The sequence below is a fragment of the Bacillus sp. TH22 genome (assembly GCF_016651015.1).
In the GTDB taxonomy this organism is placed as follows: domain Bacteria; phylum Bacillota; class Bacilli; order Bacillales; family Bacillaceae_G; genus Bacillus_A; species Bacillus_A mycoides.
In genome coordinates this window covers 228,870-253,393 of sequence record NZ_JAEKER010000001.1, presented here as the reverse complement: position 1 = coordinate 253,393, position 24,524 = coordinate 228,870, and the positions used below count along the sequence as shown (strand labels likewise).

The 24,524-nt window shown below is 34.5% G+C and carries 26 protein-coding genes and 4 pseudogenes; 8 read left to right on the top strand and 22 right to left on the bottom strand.

Going from position 1 to position 24,524, the window contains the following annotated elements:
* Positions 1 to 17: 17 nt before the first annotated feature.
* Genes dapA through JFU18_RS01370 form a run of 4 tightly spaced genes read right to left on the bottom strand, consistent with a single transcriptional unit; the run spans position 18 to position 4,084 of the window.
* A complete protein-coding gene (gene dapA, locus JFU18_RS01385) occupies positions 18 to 914 on the bottom strand; it encodes a 4-hydroxy-tetrahydrodipicolinate synthase (RefSeq protein WP_201031201.1) in 897 nt (298 codons plus the stop codon).
* 22 nt (positions 915 to 936) lie between these two features.
* Positions 937 to 1,878 (bottom strand): proline racemase family protein, encoded by a 942-nt coding sequence (locus tag JFU18_RS01380; RefSeq protein ID WP_137059032.1) that lies wholly within the window; start codon positions 1,876 to 1,878, stop codon positions 937 to 939.
* Complete coding sequence (locus JFU18_RS01375; protein WP_012261087.1) at positions 1,875 to 2,912, bottom strand: proline racemase family protein; 1,038 nt, start codon at positions 2,910 to 2,912, stop codon at positions 1,875 to 1,877. The genes JFU18_RS01380 and JFU18_RS01375 overlap by 4 nt, the downstream gene beginning before the upstream one ends.
* Entirely contained in the window at positions 2,909 to 4,084 is a 1,176-nt protein-coding gene (locus JFU18_RS01370; RefSeq protein WP_201033920.1) for an NAD(P)/FAD-dependent oxidoreductase, read from the bottom strand. Before JFU18_RS01370 ends, JFU18_RS01375 begins: the two co-directional genes overlap by 4 nt.
* Before the next feature lie 181 nt (positions 4,085 to 4,265).
* On the opposite strand from JFU18_RS01370, the gene JFU18_RS01365 reads away from it, so the two are divergent.
* The 4 genes from JFU18_RS01365 (at position 4,266) to JFU18_RS01350 (ending at position 7,988) form a co-directional block, all read left to right on the top strand.
* The gene (locus JFU18_RS01365) at positions 4,266 to 5,927 is read left to right on the top strand and encodes a sigma-54 interaction domain-containing protein (RefSeq protein WP_201033921.1); all 1,662 of its coding nucleotides are present in this window, start codon (positions 4,266 to 4,268) and stop codon (positions 5,925 to 5,927) included.
* 227 nt (positions 5,928 to 6,154) lie between these two features.
* On the top strand, positions 6,155 to 6,427 hold the full coding sequence (locus tag JFU18_RS01360; RefSeq protein WP_201033922.1) for a (2Fe-2S)-binding protein: 273 nt from the start codon (positions 6,155 to 6,157) through the stop codon (positions 6,425 to 6,427).
* Positions 6,424 to 6,756, top strand: a complete 333-nt coding sequence (locus JFU18_RS01355) for a (2Fe-2S)-binding protein (protein WP_201031205.1) — start codon at positions 6,424 to 6,426, stop codon at positions 6,754 to 6,756. Before JFU18_RS01360 ends, JFU18_RS01355 begins: the two co-directional genes overlap by 4 nt.
* Positions 6,753 to 7,988, top strand: coding sequence for an NAD(P)/FAD-dependent oxidoreductase (locus tag JFU18_RS01350; protein WP_201033923.1), 1,236 nt, complete (start codon positions 6,753 to 6,755; stop codon positions 7,986 to 7,988). The genes JFU18_RS01355 and JFU18_RS01350 overlap by 4 nt, the downstream gene beginning before the upstream one ends.
* A gap of 394 nt (positions 7,989 to 8,382) precedes the next feature.
* On the opposite strand, the gene JFU18_RS01345 is transcribed toward JFU18_RS01350, so the two are convergent.
* Together JFU18_RS01345 and JFU18_RS01340 are read right to left on the bottom strand one after the other, a co-directional pair.
* Complete coding sequence (locus tag JFU18_RS01345; protein ID WP_000447767.1) at positions 8,383 to 8,691, bottom strand: YxcD family protein; 309 nt, start codon at positions 8,689 to 8,691, stop codon at positions 8,383 to 8,385.
* On the bottom strand, positions 8,679 to 9,128 hold the full coding sequence (locus JFU18_RS01340; RefSeq protein ID WP_002032604.1) for a hypothetical protein: 450 nt from the start codon (positions 9,126 to 9,128) through the stop codon (positions 8,679 to 8,681). Before JFU18_RS01340 ends, JFU18_RS01345 begins: the two co-directional genes overlap by 13 nt.
* Before the next feature lie 256 nt (positions 9,129 to 9,384).
* Here JFU18_RS01340 and JFU18_RS01335 point away from each other — a divergent pair, with 256 nt between their 5' ends.
* Together JFU18_RS01335 and uptA are read left to right on the top strand one after the other, a co-directional pair.
* The gene (locus tag JFU18_RS01335) at positions 9,385 to 10,149 is read left to right on the top strand and encodes a DUF1836 domain-containing protein (protein WP_002085036.1); all 765 of its coding nucleotides are present in this window, start codon (positions 9,385 to 9,387) and stop codon (positions 10,147 to 10,149) included.
* 345 nt (positions 10,150 to 10,494) lie between these two features.
* Positions 10,495 to 11,101: pseudogene (gene uptA, locus JFU18_RS01330) on the top strand (undecaprenyl phosphate transporter UptA).
* A 28-nt stretch (positions 11,102 to 11,129) separates the two neighbouring features.
* On the opposite strand, the gene JFU18_RS01325 reads toward uptA, so the two are convergent.
* Positions 11,130 to 11,627: a DinB family protein gene (locus JFU18_RS01325; RefSeq protein WP_201033925.1), complete on the bottom strand. Its 498-nt coding sequence runs from the start codon at positions 11,625 to 11,627 to the stop codon at positions 11,130 to 11,132.
* A 145-nt stretch (positions 11,628 to 11,772) separates the two neighbouring features.
* Between JFU18_RS01325 and JFU18_RS01320 the strand changes: the two genes are divergently transcribed.
* Positions 11,773 to 11,997 (top strand): hypothetical protein, encoded by a 225-nt coding sequence (locus tag JFU18_RS01320; protein WP_085311582.1) that lies wholly within the window; start codon positions 11,773 to 11,775, stop codon positions 11,995 to 11,997.
* Between the two features lie 47 nt (positions 11,998 to 12,044).
* Here the strand turns inward: JFU18_RS01320 and dltD are convergent, their stop codons facing one another.
* The 7 genes and pseudogenes from dltD to JFU18_RS01285 all read right to left on the bottom strand — a co-directional run bounded on the left by dltD (position 12,045) and on the right by JFU18_RS01285 (position 18,397).
* Complete coding sequence (dltD, locus tag JFU18_RS01315) at positions 12,045 to 13,226, bottom strand: D-alanyl-lipoteichoic acid biosynthesis protein DltD (protein WP_137058257.1); 1,182 nt, start codon at positions 13,224 to 13,226, stop codon at positions 12,045 to 12,047.
* A gap of 335 nt (positions 13,227 to 13,561) precedes the next feature.
* Positions 13,562 to 15,184, bottom strand: coding sequence for a peptide ABC transporter substrate-binding protein (locus JFU18_RS01310; RefSeq protein ID WP_201033926.1), 1,623 nt, complete (start codon positions 15,182 to 15,184; stop codon positions 13,562 to 13,564).
* Positions 15,185 to 15,204: 20 nt separating this feature from the next.
* Positions 15,205 to 16,206, bottom strand: coding sequence for a C40 family peptidase (locus JFU18_RS01305; RefSeq protein WP_201033927.1), 1,002 nt, complete (start codon positions 16,204 to 16,206; stop codon positions 15,205 to 15,207).
* Between the two features lie 39 nt (positions 16,207 to 16,245).
* Positions 16,246 to 17,307: a dipeptide epimerase gene (locus JFU18_RS01300; RefSeq protein WP_176126856.1), complete on the bottom strand. Its 1,062-nt coding sequence runs from the start codon at positions 17,305 to 17,307 to the stop codon at positions 16,246 to 16,248.
* 104 nt (positions 17,308 to 17,411) lie between these two features.
* A pseudogene (locus JFU18_RS01295) lies at positions 17,412 to 17,739 on the bottom strand (DUF3870 domain-containing protein).
* An 88-nt stretch (positions 17,740 to 17,827) separates the two neighbouring features.
* On the bottom strand, positions 17,828 to 18,103 hold the full coding sequence (locus JFU18_RS01290) for a hypothetical protein (RefSeq protein WP_113937479.1): 276 nt from the start codon (positions 18,101 to 18,103) through the stop codon (positions 17,828 to 17,830).
* Positions 18,042 to 18,397 (bottom strand): annotated as a pseudogene (locus JFU18_RS01285) (FtsB family cell division protein). Before JFU18_RS01285 ends, JFU18_RS01290 begins: the two are co-directional and overlap by 62 nt.
* Before the next feature lie 288 nt (positions 18,398 to 18,685).
* On the opposite strand from JFU18_RS01285, the gene JFU18_RS01280 reads away from it, so the two are divergent.
* The gene (locus JFU18_RS01280) at positions 18,686 to 19,612 is read left to right on the top strand and encodes an aldo/keto reductase (protein WP_033715770.1); all 927 of its coding nucleotides are present in this window, start codon (positions 18,686 to 18,688) and stop codon (positions 19,610 to 19,612) included.
* Between the two features lie 48 nt (positions 19,613 to 19,660).
* Here the strand turns inward: JFU18_RS01280 and JFU18_RS01275 are convergent, their stop codons facing one another.
* From JFU18_RS01275 to JFU18_RS01245, 8 genes and pseudogenes are all read right to left on the bottom strand, one after another.
* Positions 19,661 to 20,257 (bottom strand): DJ-1/PfpI family protein, encoded by a 597-nt coding sequence (locus JFU18_RS01275; RefSeq protein ID WP_201031213.1) that lies wholly within the window; start codon positions 20,255 to 20,257, stop codon positions 19,661 to 19,663.
* Entirely contained in the window at positions 20,254 to 20,745 is a 492-nt protein-coding gene (locus JFU18_RS01270; RefSeq protein WP_201050200.1) for an ankyrin repeat domain-containing protein, read from the bottom strand. Before JFU18_RS01270 ends, JFU18_RS01275 begins: the two co-directional genes overlap by 4 nt.
* 383 nt (positions 20,746 to 21,128) lie before the next feature.
* Positions 21,129 to 21,359, bottom strand: a complete 231-nt coding sequence (locus tag JFU18_RS01265) for a hypothetical protein (RefSeq protein ID WP_000789035.1) — start codon at positions 21,357 to 21,359, stop codon at positions 21,129 to 21,131.
* Positions 21,360 to 21,524: 165 nt separating this feature from the next.
* Complete coding sequence (locus JFU18_RS01260) at positions 21,525 to 22,025, bottom strand: lysozyme family protein (RefSeq protein ID WP_201033928.1); 501 nt, start codon at positions 22,023 to 22,025, stop codon at positions 21,525 to 21,527.
* Positions 22,026 to 22,234: 209 nt separating this feature from the next.
* Positions 22,235 to 22,450 (bottom strand): hypothetical protein, encoded by a 216-nt coding sequence (locus JFU18_RS30295; protein WP_002136785.1) that lies wholly within the window; start codon positions 22,448 to 22,450, stop codon positions 22,235 to 22,237.
* Between the two features lie 194 nt (positions 22,451 to 22,644).
* A complete protein-coding gene (locus JFU18_RS01255) occupies positions 22,645 to 22,908 on the bottom strand; it encodes a hypothetical protein (protein WP_002136786.1) in 264 nt (87 codons plus the stop codon).
* Between the two features lie 143 nt (positions 22,909 to 23,051).
* Positions 23,052 to 23,611 (bottom strand): annotated as a pseudogene (locus JFU18_RS01250) (AAA family ATPase).
* Positions 23,612 to 23,723: 112 nt separating this feature from the next.
* The gene (locus tag JFU18_RS01245; RefSeq protein WP_201033929.1) at positions 23,724 to 24,485 is read right to left on the bottom strand and encodes a class I SAM-dependent methyltransferase; all 762 of its coding nucleotides are present in this window, start codon (positions 24,483 to 24,485) and stop codon (positions 23,724 to 23,726) included.
* Positions 24,486 to 24,524: the final 39 nt, after the last annotated feature.

Here is a 24,524-nt window from a genome sequence, read left to right as displayed (position 1 = left end):
TATACTCTCCTCCTTATTTAAACAGCTGCATGAGCTGCAATTTCTAGTAAAATAGTTTGAAGCTTTTGATCTTCTTCTTCAGTTAATCCTAATCTCGGATAACGTGAAGGTCCTCCGACTTGCCCATGTAATTCCATTGAACGTTTAACGATTTGCACATACTTTCCTGATCCTTCAAGAAACTCACAAAGAGGTAAAATAGCATCGTTCATTTCCCACGCTTTTTCTAATTCACCATTTTGAAAATGCTCATACATTTTCGTAACGAGTCCTGGAACGATATTTCCTGCTACTGAAACCCATCCCGAGGCACCAACTAAATAAGATTCCATAACTAAATCTTCAGATCCGCAGAAGACTTGGAAAGCACCTTCGCCTTGTCTTACTAAATCTCTCGCTTTTCGAATATCTCCGCTAGATTCTTTAATATGTGTAACATTTTCACATTCTTTTCCAATACGGAGCATTAGCTCTGTACTCATATCAACACCAGAAGTAAATGGATTATTGTATAGCATAATTGGTATATTTACAGCGTTTGAGATTTCTTTAAAATGAAAATAAATTTCCTCTTCTTTCGGTTTACAGTAATACGAGTTTATAATTAAGGCACAATCTGCTCCGTGCGCTTCTGCATGTTTCGTATATTCAATCGTTTCTTTCGTCGTCTCCGCAGCAGTTCCAACAATAACTGGAATACGGCCATCAACTTCTTTTAATACTGTTTCTACCATGTTAAATCGTTCTTCTTTTGATAAACTAACAAATTCCCCCGTACTTCCATTAATAATAATTCCAGCTACCTTTTGCTCAATAAAGTAGTTTACGTTTTGTTTTACGCCTTGCCAATCAATCTCTTGAAATTCATCCATTGGTGTTATTAATACTGGAAATGCCCCTTTAATTTTTTGCATCTTTATCTCTCCCTTTAACATATTATTTTAATAAGAAACCTGTTGGAAACGGATCAGTAGGATCTAATATAAATGTTTGCATACCTGTAATAAACCCTCTACTTTCAAATCGAAAAATGTATCCGAGTTCTTCTTTCTTCACTTTTTCTACTGTTATAAAGCTATTAAAAATACTTTCATTTCTAAAAGGTTTATCCGCTATATAATCATTTTTAAATAATGTATGAACATAAGACACAATAGTAGAAACAAAACCTGGTGAACGTACTATAAAGTTATCTTCATGAAATGTAATCGACTTTATATGGTTCTTTTCTTTTTGCATAGAATCTACTAAAATAAGTCTTTTTATTAATAACTGTTTTTGTATAGTTTGAAGTGTAGCTTCACCCCATTTTTTTAATTTAGAGATGTTTTCAATACTGATTTCTGGCGAATACGTATCTTTTTCTACAACTGCATATACTTTATCTGCCTGTATGAGAGAGTAACTTATATTACCAATCTTTAAATTTTTCTCAATCATATAACATAGTTTGCTTTCAATCGAAACAGATACAACTTCATCATTCTCTACATATGCATCGACTGAAAATATTCCAGATAGCGTTTCGATTTTGTATTGATTAGACTCTCTCTTTTTTAAATACCCGCTTTCTAGTAACATCGTTATTACTGCGACAATGCCTCCGTAATGAAGAGGAATGGATCCTTCATGATTAAAAAACAATACAGCTGCATCCACTTCATTATGAATAGAAGGAACGACAATACATCCATTTAAACCGATAAAACCACGTGGTTCATTTAATAAAAGCTTCATTTCTTCTGCTAATTCACCTGAAAATTGTTCGTTTAACTGCTCCAAACTGTAGTAGTATTTGCATGGTACGTCTTTCATTACACGAAATGCCTCACCATTTACGTGTACGTCTACTGCTGTATACATTTTTTGAACGTTCATTTTACATCCTCCGTTTCATGTTCCATCGGCGGAATTAGCAAAAAGCCTTCTTTAAGTGGATCCTTTTCATTGTAAAAAAATCTATGCATACCCATAAGCCAAGCTGATCCTGTAATTTTCGTTATTACAGCTTCAATATTTTCCACATATGTCGTATTTATGACACACCCTTTAAATAATGAGCCAACGATACTCTCATGAATAAACTCTTCATCGATTTTAATTTTTTTATGAGCGTATAATACAGCTAACTTCGCTGATGTTCCTGTGCCACATGGAGATCGATCAATTCCTCCTGGCGGAACAACAACTGTATTTTTCACATGCGCACTTTCATGAGTAGGATCTGTATAAAATTCAACATGTGTTAATCCTCTTATAAACGAATACTCTGGATGAATGATTTCAAACTTCTCATTAATTGTATTTCTAATATGAATCGCCTTATCAATGATTGTAGATGCGTTTTCTGGTACTAACTCTAAACCTACTGACTTCGCATCGATAATGGCATAAAAATTCCCTCCATACGCAATATCCGCCTCTACAGTTCCAATTTCTTCGACGTGTACAGAAATATTTTTCAGTAAAAAAGCTGGTATGTTACAGAAGGAGACTTCTTTCGCTTTCCCATCTTGAACAGAAATATCTACTTCAACTAAGCCAGCTGGTGTATCTAGCTTTAAAGAAGTAACCGGTTCAATTACTGGAATTAAACCTGATTCAACTAAAGCTGTACATACACCGATTGTATCGTGGCCACACATCGGCAAATATCCACCTGTCTCTATGTATATAACACCTATATCAGCTTCAGGATGACACGGATCTGTTAATAGTGCTCCTGACATTACATCATGACCACGTGGCTCATTCATTAACAATTTGCGAATCCAGTCATACTCCTTTTTCATATGTAACATCTTCTCTGCCATTGTCTCTCCAATTAACTTAGGAAGTCCGCTAATTAATGTCCTCGTTGGATTCCCTCCTGTATGTGTATCAATCGTCGTAAAGACTCTTTGTAACCTCATCCGTTTAACACCCTTTCTGTAAAACGACTCAAACGAAGTGGTTCAATAGGAATGATTGTTTCTTTTTCATTTAATAACTCCTCAATCACTTTCCCGGTAACTGCCGCAAGACTAATTCCATCGCCTTCATGTCCTGCTGCAATAAAATAATTCGGAATATGTTCCACTCGTGAAATTATCGGCAAATGATCTTCTGTCCACGGGCGTAATCCAGCATATGAACGAATCACCATCATATCTGCCATTTTCGGATAAAAACGAATTGCTCTATTCGCAATACATTTAATAACCTCGTTATTTATCTTCGTATGAAAACCTACAAACTCTCTACTACTACCAATTAAAAAATTTTGGCTTTCTGTCGGTTCAAATACAAGTGCCACCCCATACTTTTCAGTTAAAGCATCCACTTTTCTTTTTCCACCAAATTTAGAAATTAAATAACCAAATTCCATTACTTTACGGCAGCCAACGTGTTGTTGCCTTGAAGCTACAATAATATGTCCCTTTCTCGGTTCAATTGGGATATTCACATCTAACATCTGTCCGATTTTAGGAGCCCACACACCGGCTGCGTTCACCACTTTTTTCGCAGTAAACGTTCCATTTGTCGTTTCTACAATAAAGGAACCGTCTATATCTCTTTTCACTTCTTTAACTTCTGTATGATTAAAAGCTTTTGTACCAAATTTCTTCGATTCTGCAAGAAGTGAAAAAGCAAGAAGATACGGATTTACAGTTGAATCCGTTGCACATTCTAAACCGCCTAATAAATCATCTGCAAAAAATGGTGATTCTTCTTTTATATCTTGCCTATCAAGCATTCGAAATGGTAAACCAGCCTCTTTTTGACGATTTACCCATTGCTGCGCTGCCTCCATCTCTTCGTCTGATTCACAAACGAGAATGCTTCCTGGCGCTCTATATTCAAATGAGTGCTCCAATTCTTCACTTAATTCATTTACTAACTTTTGACTTACTAACGACATTTGACTATCAAACCCTGGGTCTTTATCAATAGCCAAAATGTTCCCATCACACCGTGAAGACGTCCCACTGACAAATTCCCCTTTTTCAATGATTGTTACGTCTCTTCCGTATTTTGATGTGTAATACGCGATAGAACAGCCTATAATACCACCGCCTATTATTAAAACGTCACTGTGTCTCACATAGCAGCCTCCTTTCTCCTAAATCTCTCACTTTCTATTTATGCAATTGGTGTGCCAACTCTACATACAGAACTATTTATATGAAATAATTTTTATTTGTAAAAATATTTTAAATTTATCGTAAATAGGTGTATTATTTTTTTATCACTGTCTAAATTTTTATACATAATAGGAGGACAATATGGCATTTTCATTCCCAACAATAAAAGAGTTAATAAAAATTTTGTCAATTGATTGTACAAGTATCGTTAAGCGCATGAAACAGGTAGGTGAAAAATTTTATTACCTCCATTCACCTACTGAGGAATGGAGGTGCACAGTTATATATGAAGATGACTCTTTCACTACTTTAATCGACGCATTTTCTCATGAACTAGCCGTTGTCATCATTAAAGAAAATCAAGAGCCTTTATGCTGTATAACTGCTCAGCAAATGATTCCTTTTCTTTATAAGTATTACAATGAACTACTAGCTTTTTATAACACCGTTATTCAAACGTCTGATTCTTCTGTTACAGTCATCGACGATAAAGAATGCGTTCGTACTTGGACAGATGGCGCTGAAAAGATTTTTTCAGTGAACCATAATGAAATTATCGGACAACCCATCACCCGTTTTTTTGATTATAAAGATTTAGAAATTCTGCAATCATTACATGACGGAAAAAGCATAATTGCTCATTTCCATCAGCCACGTCCAGATTTGTTCGTATTAATTAATTCAAACCCAGTTTATTGCAACGATAAAATTATTGGAGCAGTCGTTTCAGAAACGGATGTTACAAATCAAGTCGTATTAAATGAAAAACTATTTAATATGTCGCATGAAATGCACCGTTTAGAACAAGAAGTAGCAAAATATAAAGATACATCCGATCCTTTCCTTGCGATGAATGGAAAAAGCCCTGTTATACAAAGAACGATTCAATTAGCTAGAAAGGTTTGTTCAGTGAAATCCACGGTTTTAATACTCGGAGAAAGTGGAGTTGGAAAAGAAGTGTTTGCGAAAGCAATTCATGAAGCAAGTGAGACAGCAAATGCCCCTTTCATTTCAATTAACTGCGGCGCAATCCCAGAAGCGTTATTTGAAAGTGAATTATTTGGTTACGAGCGCGGGGCGTTTTCTGGTGCAAATAGTAAAGGTAAGAAAGGTAAAATAGAACTTGCACAAGGCGGTACTTTATTCCTCGATGAAATAGGCGAAATGCCGCTCGATATGCAAGTGAAACTTTTGCGTGTACTGCAGGAACGAAAGTATTACCGAGTTGGTGGAGAAAAAGAAATACATATCGATTTCCGCATTATCGCTGCTACAAATCGTGATTTACAAGAAGAAATGAGAAAAGGAACTTTCCGAGAAGATTTATACTATCGCTTAAATGTAGTTAGCTTGCTTATTCCACCGCTGCGGGAAAGACGAGAGGATATTATCGAATTAACCTATTCCTTCTTAAACGATTTTTCAATAAACTATAACAGGCCTATTCGCGACTTACCTTCAAATATTATGCATGAACTGCTTCATTACAATTGGCCTGGTAATATTCGCGAGCTCCGCAACGTAGTTGAAAGACTCGTCGTATTTGCAACAGACGGCATTATTAAACAAGAATATTTACCATTTCATACAAATGAAACTTTAGACAATCATATAGCTCAATCCCTATTACTCAGCAACAATAATACGATTCTTTCTTTACAAGAAGAAATGGATGAGCACGAGAAAAAGGTAATTGAAAGAGCTTTACGCATTTTAGATGGTAATAAATTAGAATGTGCGAAACACCTTGGCGTAACGAGGGCCACTTTATATAACCGTTTAAAAAGACTAGGGTTACAATAAAGTGAAACTTTAATCAGTGGGGGTTTTGTTCATCCCCACTTGATTATCAGCCCTCACCAATTGGACTTTTACGGGCAGCCCGCCCCCCACCTAACTTCTTTGCTTTCACTGAATTTTGAGGTGGAGTCTTACTGCCCAGCAAATAGCGGGATAATCCCTCTCCTCCTCTATATTGGCATAGTTTTTGCATAATAATTTATGTAAACCGAACTAGAGGAGGAATACATATGACGAATAAAGAGAACTTAATTGTTTGTCGTTGTGAAGAAGTTACATACGAACAACTTCAATCGACAATTGCTGAATATAATTGCTCAGCTCGTGAGCTAAAACTAAGAACACGTGCTGGTATGGGTTTTTGCGGCGGTAGAACATGTAGAATGACGATAGAACGAATGGTAGAAAATGCGAATCCTAACATATCCCAAAATGAAATTCCATTAAAATATCAACCGCCAGTGCGTGCAGTTACTTTTGGAGCGGTAGGTGACAATCAATGAGTAGAATTACACATCACCCTATTTTAGGTAGTTTAAATAGTAGTCAGCGTATCAATTTTCAATTTAATGGTCAACAATATGAAGCATATGGACATGAAACGATAGCGGCCGCTCTACTCGCAAACGGAATAAGAACGTTAAGAGTGCATGAAGATAGCGGAACTCCGCGAGGTATTTATTGTAATATCGGGCATTGTTCTGAATGCCGCGTGACTGTAAACAATCAAACGAATGTACGAGCTTGCTTAACTGTAGTTGAAAACGATATGGTTGTTGACAGCGGAAAACAGCATCCAAATACCGTGAGAGAGATGGTGAAAAAGCGATGATCGATGTAATTATTATTGGTGCAGGACCAGCAGGATTATCAGCTTCCATCTCTTGTGCACGTTTTGGACTTAACGTACTTGTTATTGATGAATTTATGAAGCCGGGCGGGAGATTGTTAGGACAGTTGCATCAAGAGCCTACTGGGGAATGGTGGAACGGAATAGAAGAATCAAAACGTCTTCACGAAGAAGCAAAATCTCTTTCAGTCGATATTCGGTGCGGTGTTTCCGTCTATAATTTAGATAAAGATGAGAGTTGTTGGTTCGTGCATACAAATATCGGTACGTTAGAAGCACCGTTCGTACTAATTGCTACTGGGGCTGCGGAGTATTCTATTCCCCTACCCGGCTGGACACTTCCAGGGGTTATGTCAATTGGCGCAGCTCAAGTTATGACAAATGTTCACCGCGTTCAAGTTGGTAAAAAAGGAATCATTATCGGTGCTAATATTTTGTCATTCGCCATTTTAAACGAATTGCAATTAGCTGGCATCACAGTGGATCATATTGTAATTCCTGAAAAAAGCGAGTTAAGCCAAAAGGCCGGTGAACCAGAAGAAGTTTTAAAATCGCTCTTAAATGCGGCTCACCTCGCCCCATCTCCCTTCCTACGTATAGGTAGCCGTTTTATGAAATATGATTGGATTCGAAAAGCTGGATTAACATTTTATCCAAATAGCGGCATGAAAATAAACGGGACGCCGCTTCATCTTCGTAAAGCTGCACTTGAAATTATCGGTACAGATCAAGTAGAGGGTGTACGTGTTGCTAACATTGACTCTAAAGGGAATATTATTAACGGATCAGAAAAGATCTATGAGGCAGACTTCGTTTGTATAGCCGGAGGTTTATATCCGCTTGCTGAGCTTGCCGCTGTAGCGGGATGCCCTTTCCATTATATTCCTGAACTTGGCGGGCATGTTCCACTTCATTCAGAAGAAATGGAAACCCCTCTTCCAGGTTTATTTGTAGCTGGAAATATTACTGGCATTGAAAGCGGAAAAATCGCGATGGTGCAAGGAACAGTTGCAGGTCTATCTATCGCTAAACATGCAAGTGAGAAACTTGACGTAGTCGACCAACAATTACAACAAGCAATTCAAAACGTTCACTCTGTTCGTCAAAAAGCAGCGATTCAATTTAATCCAATGATTGATGTTGGTAGACGGAAGATGAATGAGATTTGGCGTGCTTTTCAATCATTCGAAGAAAATCAACAAATGAAAGCGTGAAAAACTAGCATATAAAAAAGTGGTGGATTCATTACTACACCTTCTTTTCTAATGTATTAATCAACTGTATTTTAAAAATTAATAGGACTTAACCTAATAAAAATCACACCATCATTCTTCTACCGTGCTTTGAATAATAAAATATAAGATTTCTGAAATATCATATCAAATATAGTCGCGATTTATTTATCGCAATTTATCGAATAGATAAATAAAATTTGTTTTATGTCAAAATTATTATTTATTTGGATAGCCAACTTTGGATTAGATAGATAAAATGATGCAAATACTAAATTGAAGACACTTGAAATACTGGATTTTATTCTAAAAGAAGAAACATACTAGCAATATTAATACAAATAAAAAACTGTTAGAGCATACAGCTCTAACAGTTTTATTGTTCATTATTATTAAATTTCGCTAATGCGTAGATGCCTTCTTCATCATCTAATTCAAGTTGCAATCTTGCTGCAAATGAATTGACGTTGTATTCTCGATCAAGCAACAAGCGTAGTGCTTCGATTAAGTTTGCTTGAATTAAAATTTGCTGGCGACCATTTACCTCTACTTCTGCAGAGAAACCGTAGTCATCATCATACATTAGTTCAACTGAAACTTCTTCTGGACCAACTTGTCTTTTTTCAGCGATATATACGCAAAGTGCATTTATAAGTTCTTGTTCAGAAATTTTTATTGTTTCCATGCTACTTCATCTGCCTTTTTCTTACGTTGATCTTTGAAGTATTTAAATGCACGAACTGCTAACATTACGATACCAGCCATTACTAACATATTTACCATAAACGCTAATACAGAACCAAGTGCTCCCATATTTGCAAATAAGCTACCCATTAGTAAACCACCAAGACCACCTAGTAATAAGCCTTTCATAAAGCCACCTTTATTACTTTTTGGCGCTGTGTTTGTTGCTTTTGTTTTTGAATCAGTTGTCGTTTTTTGTGAATTCACATTAGAATCTTTTTTGTTTAAATCAACTTTTGACTTTTGACCTGAACTTGGTGTATATGATTTTTTACCAGATTTGTAACTTTTCGCTGCCGCATGATCTACGAACATAAAGCTACTAGCCCCAAAGATAACCATGAATGCTGTCATTACTGCTACAAGTTTTTTCAACATATTATATCCATTCTCCTTTTATATAGATATATGTGAAATCTACCTTTCTAGTAAATTCAGAATGATAGATTTGTTTTAAAACCATTTTAAAGGTTCTTATGAACTTATTATATGAACTTTTGTCGAAATATGCAAGCATTATTTACTTACGACATTTCATGACATAGGAAAAATTAAGCAAAACGGAATTGACTTTAAATGAAACAAAACATATTATAAGTTCATAAGAACTTTTTATAATTTTGGAGGTGAAAAGATGGAAACATTTCATCTCACACGAAACGAAATGGCAACGCTCCTTCTATCACTAAGAGGATGGAATACGAAGAAGCCTCTCGGCATTTTACAAGAAGCTTGGGCAAAGTCACATAAAAAAGATATTGAAAGCGGACAAAGCGTTACTGCTTTTATTACAACCGCACTTTCACCTATTTTTGAAAAATTGATTAAGATTGACGATACAGATGTCGGTTTTTCTTTAAATGAAATAGTTGCGCTTGGCAATCAGATTGAAAATACAAGCTTCTCTGTAACTGCTATGCAAAACTGGGTGAAACGAGATATAAAAGAAATGATTGGCTCCCCTCAAAAAGGGAAGAAATACTCAATCGAACAAGCAGCATTACTATTCATTGTCGAAGATTTAAAAACAGCGCTTGATTTTGAATCTATTCGCAAACTATTACGACTCATCGTAAATGACCCGGCCGATCGAAGTGATGATTTAATTAACCCTCTTCATTTATATGTAGCTTATTCTTCTTTATTTGAAGAACTGAATCAAGGGAATTGTTTACAACTAAATGCTACAGATACAGTTCATACGATCGAAAATATCGTAAAAGAAAAAGCTGATAAAATAGCAAGTAAGTTCGATCAAATTAATAACGAACAACGCGAAGCAATTCGTAACGCTATTATTATCGCCACACTTTCTGTACATACCGCTTATGTACAAATGCTAGCGAAACGATATGTGACAGCAACATTATTTTTACAAAATTTAGATGTGAAACCTTAAAAAACAGGAGCAAATTTGCTCCTGTTTTTTTATATCAATATATCTTTTGTACTATTAAGCTCACATGAAATTCGAAATTGCCTTTCATGAACTTTTTCGGTGACTAAAAAAGTTTTATGTAGACACCTTTATTCTCACTAATATATGAGAAATTTTTAATAATCTTTTCATTATCTCTTCATGAAAACATGGCTTATATCCTTTACTATAATACTTATGAGAGACATAAAAGAATTGAAATGGCAATCCCCTATATAAATAAGGTATAATCTACATATAGTGAACCTTTTATATTGTTAAATAAAGGGGCTTATATTCAAAATTCATAAATTAGAAGGTGCAACAATGTTAAGTAGTTTTATTCACTCAGTATTAACGTTTTTTGAAGGATTAGGTTATTGGGGCATTATGCTCGGACTTATGATTGAAATTATTCCAAGTGAGATTGTCCTTGCTTATGCGGGATACTTAGTATTCAATGGTAGTATCTCATTTGTAGGCGCAGTTATATTCGGTACAATTGGTGGTGTTATTGCCCAAATCTTTGTTTACTGGATTGGTCGATATGGTGGTCGCCCTGTATTAGAACGTTACGGTAAGTATATTTTCATACATAAAAAACAAATGGATTCTGCTGAAGATTGGTTTAATCGTTACGGAACTGGCGTAATTTTCACTGCACGTTTCATTCCTATCGTTCGTCATGCGATATCAATTCCTGCTGGTATTACAAAAATGCCATTACTACGTTTCACTACATTAACAGCACTTGCGATCATCCCTTGGTCTATCATTTTCATTTATTTAGGTGAGAAACTAGGTGAAAATTGGGAGAATATTAACGATATTGCTCGGACCGTATGTGAAATCGTTCGCTATCGGTGGCGTTGTACTTATACTTTTATATTTCGTAATAAAAAAGTGGACAAAAAAACGTGAAAATCTTGCTTAAGATTATAATAAAAACCGCTATAAATTCATTAAGAATTATAGCGGTTTTTATTATCGGCTTGATCATGTATTAGAAATTGTATTATTTCTTTTTTATGCTTTAAGTCATGCTCGATAAGTGATGAAAAATAATTATTTAACCTCAATTTTTTTGTACCAAATTGATAGTCATTATTAAAATTCCGAGCAGGAATTCGCTCAATTTGGTCTACTAATTGTTTACGAGTAAAGCTAAATTGATCTATTAGTTCTTCTTTTGAAATACCAGACCTTGCATATTTTATTTCACCCTTATTCATTTCCTCAACACCTGTTGGAACGATATGTACAGATTTCCCGCTTACAAAATATGAAATTCTATACTTCATTAAAAACTCATCCCAAACAATAAAATGTGAAATTACATCCGTAATTGCCCATGAACCTTTTTTAAATGGTTGAAACCATATATCCTCCGATATTCCATTCAATGTTTGGCACCATTCTATTAGATTTAACTTTTCTTCCAGAATCCTCCCTTTCTCCATAATGCACTCCTCTTCCACACTAATAATTCATTCATATTAATGATTTCTAGACATTTCATTAAAACCCTCCAGTCTAAGATTTACATGGATAAGCAACAATTCCACCATAAAATACGTATAGTAACTCAAAAAGGATTGATTCCCTATGCATTGGCAGCAAAAAGTACCATACTTAATCGGACGCCCTGTTGGTGTTTCTCTCATTAATGGGCAAGGGACATCCGGCGTTTTATGCGGCGTTCAAAATAATCAATTATTTGTTTACGAATACCTTTACCAAACCCAGTTCGCCATGAAACATTATGACTTTAGACAAATTCAAGATATACACGCCTTTCCAAATTGCCCACACCAAAATCCTCTATACTAAAAAACAGGAACGGCTTTATTGCCATTCCTGTTTCTATTGTTTATGCATTATTTTTCAGAGTAAAACTTCTGCACTGCTTCATCAAAATAGATCCATCCTTTCCAGCCTAAATGAATCGTATCTTTTAAGAAATACTTATCATATTCATGGCTAGAAAAATCGACTACTGGGTATCCTGCTTTCTCAACTTGATCGCGAACCTTATTGTAATACACATCACGACGTTCTTTTGGGAAACCAGCGTAATCATACCACGGTCCGTTTACAGGCACAGAAATAAAGAGTGGTTTTACATTTTTTTCTTTGAAAAGATCTAAAACAATTTGTAAGTCATCATATTCTGGTGAATCATCATACGATTCATTTGCTCTAAAGTTTTTTAAACCTTTTAATTTTTTCTTTAAATTATGTTTATAATAATATGGATTTTCAATTCCGAATGTATTTGTTGTGGATCCTACTTTACCTTCTTGTTCCGCATGTTTACGTGCATCTTCCCAAGAAAGCGAACGTAATCCCATATTTGTTTCCTCTTTCATCGCTTCGATCTTAAATAGAGAGTTAAATAAATCTCTATGATCTAAAATGTTCCGGTACATATACGCTAGCGGTTTAGCTAGTCCAGCTTTTATGTTATGTTTTGTATCGTTATATACAATACTTTCTAGCGAACTACTTAATATCGCATCCTTACGAACAACTTTATAATCTAGTAAACGTTTCGCGATTTTTTTCTTCATTTCAGGCTTTATTTCGTCATTAAAAATAAAGTGATAGGCTTGTTGTTTGGAGAAATTATTTGTAAAATCCCCTTGTGATACACCGGTTTTTGTAAACCATTGTGGTGAAAGAACAAAGACTACCTTTTTACCTTCTAATTCATCCATTGTAGACGTCATATTTAATATATGAGCCAAGCTTTGCGTACCACCAGTCCCTATTAAAAATGGAGTAAAACCTGCTGGATTTACTTTAAAATAGTTAGATGGATGATATGCATCCATTCGTAAAAACTCTGATGAACCATACATCGGTAAATACTGCGAATTCTCTAACATTTTCTGTTGCAAGAAAACACTTTGTAATTTCTCTTTTTGTAAGGAAGTTGCTGCATCTTCTATCTTTTTATCGCTTATTAGTGATACTAAACTCTTAGATGGAATAAGCAATACAATGAAAAAGAGTAGACACGCTAAAATAATTGGACCAAAAGCATGCTTCATCTTCATCGGTTGTTCCTCTTTCTATTACGAATAAATTGTAACCCTTGTTTATGACACGTCATCATTTTTCTCCTTTTTTCTATACATGTTCCATTCTATTTATCTATTATATACATGTATGTATTCCTCTCTTTTCTCTGCAAATTCATACATTCATAGAGAAAGAAAATGTTTCCAAAGAAACATTTTAATTATACAAGATTCTACATAAATTTCACACTGGAATTTATGTAATAATTTTATTTTTAAGCTATGAAAAAACTTATAAAATGTCTATAATTCATTTGAAGCTATAAGAAAAAACAGACTATCACATACGTGAAGTCTGTTTCTCCATCACTTTATTTTTGTACATCTGCCCATTTTAAACTTGTAGCTGGACCGAATTGATGTACATATAATTCTTTCACATATGGTTTTTGTAAGTAAGAAAGACCGCGCTGGAATACTGGTGCAATTACCGCATCATCAAGGAGCACTTTTTCCGCATCTTGTAGTGCTTTCCAACGAGCTTTTTCATCATTACCTAACTCTGTTTTAATCTTCTTAATTAAAGCGTCGTATTCTGGATTTGCATATCCTGTATTATTTACGGTACTTCCCGAAAGGAAAACTTCTAAGTATGTCATTGGATCTGGATAATCAGGTAACCAACGTGATAACGACATTTCGTATTCTTTTTTCTTCTCTAACGCTAGTTTTTGCGTATGTGGTTGTAATTTCACATTTACTTTTAGCCCCGGTAAGTTTTTCTCAAGCTGTTCTTTAATATATTCGCCTACCTTTTTAAAGTTCTCTAAGTCATAGTTTAATAGTTCTAACGTCACTTCATTTGTGCCTGTCTCTTGCTTCGCCTTTTCCCAATATTCTTTCGCTTGTTTTACATCCGTCTTATTAAACTCACCTGCCGTACTTCTAAAATCTTTCTTATCTGGTCCTTTTAAAAATCCTTTTGGTACGTAATAATTCGCAGCAACTGATCCGTCATTTAAAAATGATGTCGCCAAGCCCTTTTTATCAAACACTGTACTTAGCGCAAGACGTGCATTTTTATTTTTAAGAATCGGCACATTTTCATTGAAACGGAAGAAATACATAACCGGATCTGTATATTGTTTCAACTCTTTATTGTTTTTATATTTATCTACGAATTCTGTTGAAATGACAGCTCTATCAACTTTATCTGTCTCATATAAATTTACCGCAGTTGAAATTTCTTTAACAATTTGATAGTTTACTTCATCTAACTTCACTTCTTTTTTATCCCAATATTTATCGTTTTTCTTCATTGTAAAGCTCGCTTCGTGCTTCCACTCTGATAATGTAAACGGCCCATTATATATCGCTTTATTTGCCTCTAACCCGTATTTATCACCTTGCTCCTTCGCATATTTTTCATTAATTGGATAGAAAGATGGTAAAATGAGTAGTTTCGTAAAATACGGTACAGGATGTTCCAGCTCTACAACGAACGTTTTATCATCCTTTGCTTTCACACCTAATTCTTCTAAGCCTAATTGTTTCTTATTTATCTTCTCCGCATTTTTCACATCGTACGCGATATATGCATATTGAGAGGCTGTATCTGGATTTATAAGTTGCTTCCAAGCATATACGTAATCATGAGCTGTTACTGTATCTCCGTTAGACCATTTCGCATCACGTAAGTGGAATGTATATGTCTTACCATCTTTACTCACTTCATATTTTTGTGCTCCCGCTTGAATCACTTCATCATTTTTCGATAAACGGAATAATCCTTCCATTACGTTATTCAAAACGTTAAATGATACCGCATCTGTTACTTTCCCTGAATTTAATGATGGAATTTCACCCGTTTCTAGTAGTTGTAATACTTTCTTCTCATCTTTCGGCTTTGTAGCTGTTTTTTCTTTAGCACAGCCTACTAAAAATGAAGATACAAGTAGAGTACTAACTAATGAGTAGCGAACAACCTTTTTCATATAAAGCCCCCCTATCTTTTTTAAGGTAAGTAACGACGAGCACCAGCGTATTCTTCTATATATCCTGGTGTATTTAGCGGTATAATTTCTACCGATCTTTCAGCCTTTGGAGAGTGAATCATATTTCCATCACCAATATACATGGCAACGTGATGAACACTACCTTTTCCTTGATTATGTGCAAAGAATATTAAATCGCCCTTTTGTAGGTTTTCTTTATCAACCGCAATTCCTGCTTTTGATTGTGGCCCAGAATCCCTCGGTATTGTAATGCCATGTGATTTATAAATCGTATGTGTAAATCCAGAGCAATCAAATCCAAAACCACTTGTACCAGCCCATATATACGGTAATCCTAAAAATATTTTTCCAGTGTTTATTAAGTCATCAGCGGTTGGAGTTGGAATATCATTTTGAGAATGGTAAACAGTTCCATCATTTTTCCGTAGCCACGCCTTCTGACCATTTGGCAACAATACGCGGTATGAGATCGTATCTTCACTTAATAGCGGTAAACGCGTATTATAGCTGACTTCAAGCGATTTATGTTTTTCAGAAGGGTTAATATATACAATTGCTGTCGGTTTCGTTACTAATACAAAAGCTTCGTTTGTTTTATCTGCAAATTCCTGATTATACGTTAATTGTTTTTCAGGCATCCACCCTGGATACCCTTCTTCATTTCGCGGCGTTGGCTGTCCGTGCACTAGTACTTTTACCCAATCACCTTTTTTATCAATTACTGTTACTTCTTGACCGAGTAGCGCTTGCGTTTCTAATTTATTTGCACTCGTTAACCAAAGCTTCTCATCTAGCGTCATTGATTTCGTCCACTTCCATAAATCAACTGGATTTGTCGCACTCGGTGCATCAATTGGTCGTAATGAATCTGGTGCAGTCCATAACGTTGCAGCAGATACATCTATAAATGCTTTACTACCCTTCTTCTCCTCAGCATTCACCGAAGTAAACGATGAAAATATAAATAAAGTTGTTAAAAATGCAGTTCCTACTTTTTTCATATATATCCCCCTTATAAGATAGTTTACTAGGTACTACTTCTAAGATTGTATATTCACTATAGAATGCAGGTTTACCTTTGGACCAGTGTAAGTCATCCCTTCTGGCTCTTCTACTAACCATAACGGTGCATCAAGATCAAAGTAATGAATATTCGGATGAGCCGCAGCTAAATGGGCGACAGCACTAACTGAAAGTGAAGATTCCATCATACTTCCGACCATACATTTCACACCTGCTGCTTCCGCAATATCCGCAATTTTCCATGCTTCTCGTATGCCGCCGCATTTCATTAATTTAATATTAAGTAGGTCTGCATATCCTCCTTGGACAATCTTTAATGCGTCTCTTGCCGAAAACATACTTTCATCTGCCATAATAGGCGTTTGTACATTGTCCTTCACGTACTTTAATCCTTCCCAATCTTTCGCATGAACTGGTTGTTCTACAAATTCTATATTTAAATTTCTATTCTCCATTTCTCTAATAATAGAAACCGCTTCTTTCGGTTTCCATCCTTGATTTGCATCTAAACGTAACGTCGTATTCTTTGGTACTACATTTCGAATTGCCTCTATGCGTTCTAAATCTAAATGTGCCTCTTTACCCACCTTAATTTTTAATGTTTGGAATCCCTTTTCGATATGCTTTTTCGCTTCTTTTGCCATTAATAAAGGCTCATCAACACTTACTGTAATATCAGTATAAATCTCTTTCTTCCCACCTAACAATGCATATAACGGTATGTTGTGAAATCGACAATATACATCGTATAAAGCCATATCTACCGCCGCTTTCGCACTTGTATTTCCTATACAGCTCATTTGAATGTGTAACAATAACGTTTGAAATTGCAGCACATCTTTATCAACTAATACGGAGCGAATTGGCCCTAATATTGCTTCCTCAATCCCGTTGGCAAAATCACCTGTAATAACCGGTGTTGCTGCAGCAGCTCCTTTTCCAACAATCCCTTCATCTGTATGAATAAACACATCTATACTTTCGATTTCCGTTACAGTGCGAAGCGCAGTTTTAAACGGTGTATGAAGCTTTACATGTCGGCGGTTTACCTTCACATCGGTAATTTTCATTTTGTTCATCCTTTCATTGTTTATAGAGTGATACTTTAATATCCGGGTGGCTTTTCCGTTAATGCGAAACAAAAAAATCCAGCCATAAGAAGATTCTTACGGCTGGATTTTGTCTATGAATGGGTAGACAAAGCAGCGATCTGATTATATTTTTTCTGTGCATCCTTTAGCGCTACAAGTAGCGCCTTTTGAGACGAACCGAAGTACCGATTTTTTATTTCTGTTACTAATGCTTGGGTCATTAATATTTTTATGTAGAAACAAATATTTAACAAATTGAGATGTTAATGTAATTGTGGCTGAGCAATCTGCATCTACAATTTCCCCTGTATCCTTCTCAAGTACAAATGCTACAAAATAACTTTTGAACTTTTCGGTAATGGGATTATTTTGAGGTGCTTTCGCATCCCCTACGACGTAAATTGTATTTGAAGCGTACACAGCTATCTTCCTTTCTTATACGAGGATAACGGTTTTCTTAACAGACGTATAAGCTGTTAACTCAACGTTGATTAAAAAATGTATCCGATTACCTTGTATTATATACAATTGACAGAATTTTAACAATATTTATTTTGACATATATTCCATAATTATGAAAATCTCTTGAAACAATTAAAATCGGCTCAAACTTCTCATTTTTACAATATGTCATTGCTCCTTGTACCATGACATTCACACTACAAACAACTTTTCCCTCATACATCAAAAAACAGTTAGCTATCGCTAACTGTTCCACCACTTCACTTTGGCAATACGAATATTGTTTCGTTTGACTTAGAAAATTGATACTCTTTTCTAGCAAACTTTAAAATCTCTTCTTCATTATCGGTTAAATTCTCAATGTTAGTCTTTAAAGAACCTTGATCTTTCTTTAAAGAAACTAATTGTTTCTTTTGATTTGTTATTGTATTTTTTTGCCATTAATTACTTCTTGTTGTTTCGTTAAAATATATTGAACGTACAAAGTAGTCGCAGCAATAAAAATGAACATGAAAATAAAACGCCTTAACTTCTTCTTATTTATAGTTCGCTTGTCGTTAGGCTGTGATAGTTGCTCTGGTATATTAGGAACATTGACTCTTTTGAGTTTCCTCATTTTCAAATCCCCCTAACCCATATTTTCTCACTACCATAGGTACGATCTCTTACTAACTTAAATTCTATTCTTATAAAATAACCTCCTTCACAAAAAAATCTCACAAATTAACCAATTAGAGATAGCGTTCGACGACATCTCTGTATTTAAAATGAGAATTTTTATTTATGCTGCTATAAAATAGTAGTTTATGTTATTCTTTTTCCCCAATTGTAGAAAACATTTTTACACATATAAATTCTAGTTTTGCATACCGATGTTATAACATGCTTACAAGGAGGAAAAATGATGCACTACCGTACATTAGGTAAAACTGGAATTACTGTTTCTGAAATTGGCTTTGGAGCGTGGGCGATTGGCGGCGATGAATGGGGTCCTGTTAACGACAAACAATCTATAACCGCTATGAAAAAAGCAATTGAATGTGGCGTAAACTTTATTGATACTGCTGATGTATACGGATTAGGACATAGTGAAAGGTTAGTAACTCAAGCAATAAGAGAGCACCGTAATAATATCGTTTTATCAACGAAAGGCGGTTTAATTGGGCATCACTATGATCCAAGTGGAGAGCCTGTTTATAATACTGCAGAAAAAGTGATCGCAGTATTTGAAACTAGCTTACTGCGCCTAGAAACAGATTATATTGATGTTTATTTCTGTCACATTTGGTGGGATAAACAAGAAGAAACAGAAGCATTTTTACGAGCATTTGAAATATTAAAACGGGACGGAAAAGTAAGAGCTGTTGGTGTTTCAACTCACGACATACAATATATAAAACACTTCAATAAAAACGATGAAATTGATGTTGTGCAACTTGATTACAACATATTAAACCGAAAACCAGAAAACGACATACTGCCCTACCTACAGGAGAACAATTTAGGAGCTGTTATACGCGGCCCTTTAAAAATGGGGATATTAACTGGAAAATTTACAAATAAAACAACTTTTCTTGACGGAGATTTACGCAAAGAATGGCCAAAAGAAAAGTGGTTTCAAGAAGATTTACAAAAAGTAGAGAAACTACGATTACTCTCAAATGAAAATCAAACCTTAGGGCAACTTGCACTTCGTTATGTCCTCACTCATCCAGCGGTATCGGTCGCAATTCCTGGCGCAAAAACAGAAAAACAAGCGAAAGAAAATGCAGACTCGTCTATCCGTCCGATTCTTACAGATGAGGAATTAGCGCATATTCAGTCAATATAAAACAATACCAGCAGCTGGAAATATCCAACTGCTGGTCTTGTTTTACTTTTAATATTGTAAATCAATATCATATTCCATCCTCTTCGCTGTTTCTTCAGCAACCCGAGCACCTAACAAATTTCTCACAATGTGAAATGACATATCAATTCCAGCTGAAATTCCTCCAGACGTAATAATATGCCCCTCATCTACAAACTTTACATTCTCTAATACTTCCACATTCGGAAAATCATTTCTAAAACTTTCAATACTTGCCCAATGTGTTGTCGCTTTGAAGCCATCGAGTAATCCAGCTTTCGCAAGTAAAAGCGCACCGGTACAAACAGAAGTCATTAACTTTACTTCTTTCATTTGCTCACGGATCCAATTTGTTATTATTTCATTTTTCATTTCGTTTTCTCTAACACCTAACCCACCAGGAATAATTAAAATATCAACTGGAGGCAAGTTTTCGATACTATAGTCCGGTTGTACCTTTAATCCATTTCTCGCTGTAATCATTTCTCCATCTTGACTAACAGTATGAACTGTAAATGGTTGACCTTCACTTGTTGCTGTAACGGAAAAAACTTCAAATGGACCAGCAAAATCTAACACTTCCACTTCATTAAAAAGAAAAATCCCTACATTCCAGTGGCTAATCATAAGCTCACTTCCTCTTGCAAATGATGTAATAGGGATTCATGCCCTTTTTCTAAAGCAATATCATATGCGGTTTTCCCATCATTTTTCTTAATCATTTTATTAGCACCATTTTCAAGAAGTAATATAATGATTTCTTCATTTCCTAATAACGCCGCTTCATGAAGTCCTGTCCAGCCACCACTTTGCACAGCATTCACATCTGATCCCTTTTCAATTAAGAAAGCTACAAGCTCGCTTTGTTTGTTCGCAATTGCTGCTTGAAGTGGCGTATTTTCATTTTCGTTTTTTGCTCTAATATGTATATCTGCACCCTGTTCTAAAAGGAAGCTTGCTAGTTCTTTCTGTCCAAAATAAGCTGCTAAATGAAGTGGTGTCCGACCATCTTCACTAAATTCGTTAACAACACTTGGATCCGTATTAATGATTTCTACTACCTTTTCTTTTTCCCCTCTTATGACTGCTTGTGATATTGATATGATTTGTTCCATAATGAACCTCCATGTATACAAATATTAAGTACCCCTTAATAAATTCCATTAATAATCACATGTTCCTTTCTAAATAATTAAGTTTACATAATAATATTATTTTTACAATTCGCTATCCTAATAAAAAAACAACCCACTCTAATGAGTAGATTGTTTTTGAATTTCATTTTTATAATTGTTTAAAAAAATATCATTTTCACTTACAACTAATAAACATTAATAAAAATGAAATGAAATTATATATTTAGCAGCCATAAACTCTTTACATATCAAAACCGGCTATTTACTTAAATTAATAGTTTTTATCATTTAAAAATAAAAATGGCATTTATCCTTACATTTGAAAAATACATATGTGACAAGAATCTATAGCAGTACGCTTATCATACTAATCTATAACAATTCTGCCTTCTTCCCTTACCTGTATCCTTTAAAACATAAGACTTTAAAACGAGTGCTGTTAGTGAATCTGTTAATGTTTTATATGATAAATTTGAAAGAGCTAATAGATCGTTCGTATATAACATTCTATGCTTCTCTAATAATAATAGTACTAATCGTTCTGACGGTTTTAATGTTTCATCACTTTCTAGTATAAAATCTATATTTTTCATATTCCTATTCTTACTCCTTATATAAAAAAATGATTTTAGTAGTTATTTAATATAAAAATACTACATAACAAATTTGAAGATATATCGAAATAACATAACGCCCAAACACTTTTATACTATAACATAAAAAAGGCATTTCCCCAAATTGAAAATGCCTTTTTATATCTACTTCTCTTTTTTATATAATTGATATGATTGTTCTAGCCCTTTATTATATTTCGTATTATTATCTGTCCATTCTCCCCCTAAATTTCCTGGCCACCCTGATGTATTAGCAACATATTTAAGCAACTCCCAATCCTGCAGTCCTTTTTTCACACCACGCTCATACGATTTGACCATACTTGAAATTGCTATCGTTGTATTTATACGCGAATCCACTAAACTCTCTTCCGATGATTGCGCTGGTGCTAATCCACCACGATGTAATTGGAATAATCCGAAAGATGTCCCGTTATCTCCTATTGCTTTTCGGTTAAATTTTGTTTCATGATCCGCAATTGATAATGGTATCCAATCTGGAATATCATACCTCTTTGCAACTTCACTAATTACTTGTTTATTATTTTTAATCTCTTTCTGCTTTTCATAGTTAATATAAATTACATAACTTAAAGTAAATAACGTAAATAATATGAATATATATTGTAGTGCCTTTTTCATCATTTCATCTCCTGCTTTGTATATGTTTCACTTTCTATATACACTATAAGACTTTTATGTGACATTCATTTGACAAAATGATATTAATTATACATAAGCTGTTACAGTTTTAACTATCAATCTAAAAACTACAATTCTTCTAAAAGACTCCTTCAACACATAAAAACAATCAGCCTTTCATGTACTATACATGAAAGGCTGATTGTTTTTCACTACACTTTTTTATGTATACAGTATATCCCTGCTATAATAAAACAAATTGAAATTACCGATAAAATTGTACCCTGGATTTCATAAAATGCAGTAAAGAATTTTCCGCTTGGTCTATCCCAAATTTCTAATGAACCCGCGTAAATTGCGGAAGTTATATATGTAAGACCGAATAGGAGAATTCCCGAAAGAACATAGGTTACTCCACTATTTTTCATTATTAGCTCACCTCCATTAATTTTATATGTGAATAAAACAAAAAAAGACCTTTATACGTTAAAGATCTTTTTCATCTTATTTTGTTACAAAAAACGCCAGAATCTAAAACAAAAACTTACTTTATGATTAACATCCCTATATACAAATTAAAGACTATAAGGTTGCCAGCGTCTTCTCAATTATCATTTTTACATTAAATGTTTCTTGCAATATGCGGTTTACTATAATGGCTTGTTCCACCACCGCCTACTATTACTTTACCGCCTTTTTCGAAGATTAATAATTTACTTGAACCATCTGAAAGTAAAACTATTACTTCAGCATGATCACTTGTCGCTACATAGATTACATAACCACTTTTTGAAATACAAGTTTCCCAATGCTTATCAAATTCTGATCTTACGACTCGATTAGAATACACTTGATTTTCAATTCTTCCTGGCTGTTCATTTTCCAAATTTTTCTTACCTCCTTCCAAAGTTGTCATTTATATATAAATGACGGTTTCTCAATAAATTAGTGACCGTCCTTAATATAAATAGTATATGTAGTTAGTAGGAGAATGCTTGGACAATGAAAACGTAACAGCATTTAAGTATTTTACAATCGGAATTTTTCCTTAATCATTACAGCTACTTCTTTAGCACTCAAATGAGTATTATTAATTTTTATGTACTCTTCTTTTTCAATTTCATCATGAAATGAATTTAATCTATGTTTTGTCATCGTTTCTTTTAAATTTTTTTCAGACCATTCAATGTCTCTTTTTTCGGTTTATGCTCTAGTCTATGTGGACTTTTATTTCGCTCTAATCTTTCATCTAATTCTGCCTCGAGCTCTACAAAATATACTGCTGCGCCTTTTGATTCAAAAATACTTACTACATGGTTTATGTACTCCCAATCCGATTGAAGGTCAAATGCCCATACATATGTAAAAATCATTCCGTATAAATCACTTTTAGACACTTCTTCAAATATTTCATTACGAAACAAACTTACTAATCTTTTTGCTTCCTTTGTACTGTAATCAAAAAATGGACTTACTAAATCAATGGTCATGTGATTATGAAAAATTTTCAAATCTGTTAGTTTCGCTAATTCTTGTCCGACTGTCATTTTCCCGACTGCTTGCGGGCCAAATATTAAGATGAATTTCATTTGTTTTCCTCCGATTTCCCTCTATAAACAATGAAATAAAACATATCCTAACATTGAAAATAAGACAGTCGATGTTGTGTCGATTGCCTTATTTTCATGAATAATTCCTATATTATTCCTTTCGTACAGCTTCAAAAGTAATAATTTGTTCTGCATTTGACGGTTGCTTTTCACAAACATAGTCAGCAGAGCAAGTAATGTCAGTGAAACCTATACTTTCTAAAAGGAGTTTAAACTCTTCTATTCCATACCACCGCATTGCAAAACGTTGTAGTTCAGTTTGTACTAACTGTCCTTTACTCCATTTTTCGTATTTTAAATATGATACAGTTACTTGGTTAAGCCAATCTATTTCAATTGATTTATTTTCTAATGTAATCCCGTCTCCGCTTGGTAAGGAAAAAGTCGATGTATGAATCTCACCCGTCTTCCAATCATACGGAAGTCCAAGGTCTACAATTAAACGCCCACCTGGATTAAGATGTTCATAAAAACATTTCAAAGCGTTTATAGAATCATCACGATTTACAATTAAACAAAAGGATCTGGTAGGAATTATTATCGCCTCATATTTATATGGTAATGAAAATTGTTGTAAGCTTCCTTGGTATAAATTAGGGTTTAAGCCTCTCTCTTTACAACGCTTACGGCAAGAATCTAGCATTTCAGTTGAATAATCTATCCCATCAACTTTAAATCCAACTTCAAGAAGTGGAATAATGACACGCCCTGATCCTACTGCCGCTTCGAGAATTCTTCCCCCACAATTATTTAAACGTTCTTGGTAATACTCAATATCACCATTTAAAGAATAACCGACAGGTTTTGTAAAATCATATAGTTCTGTACAAAGTGTACTATAAAAACTAAACATTTATTTTCTCCTCCGTTTTATGTGTACGGAAGATTCTAA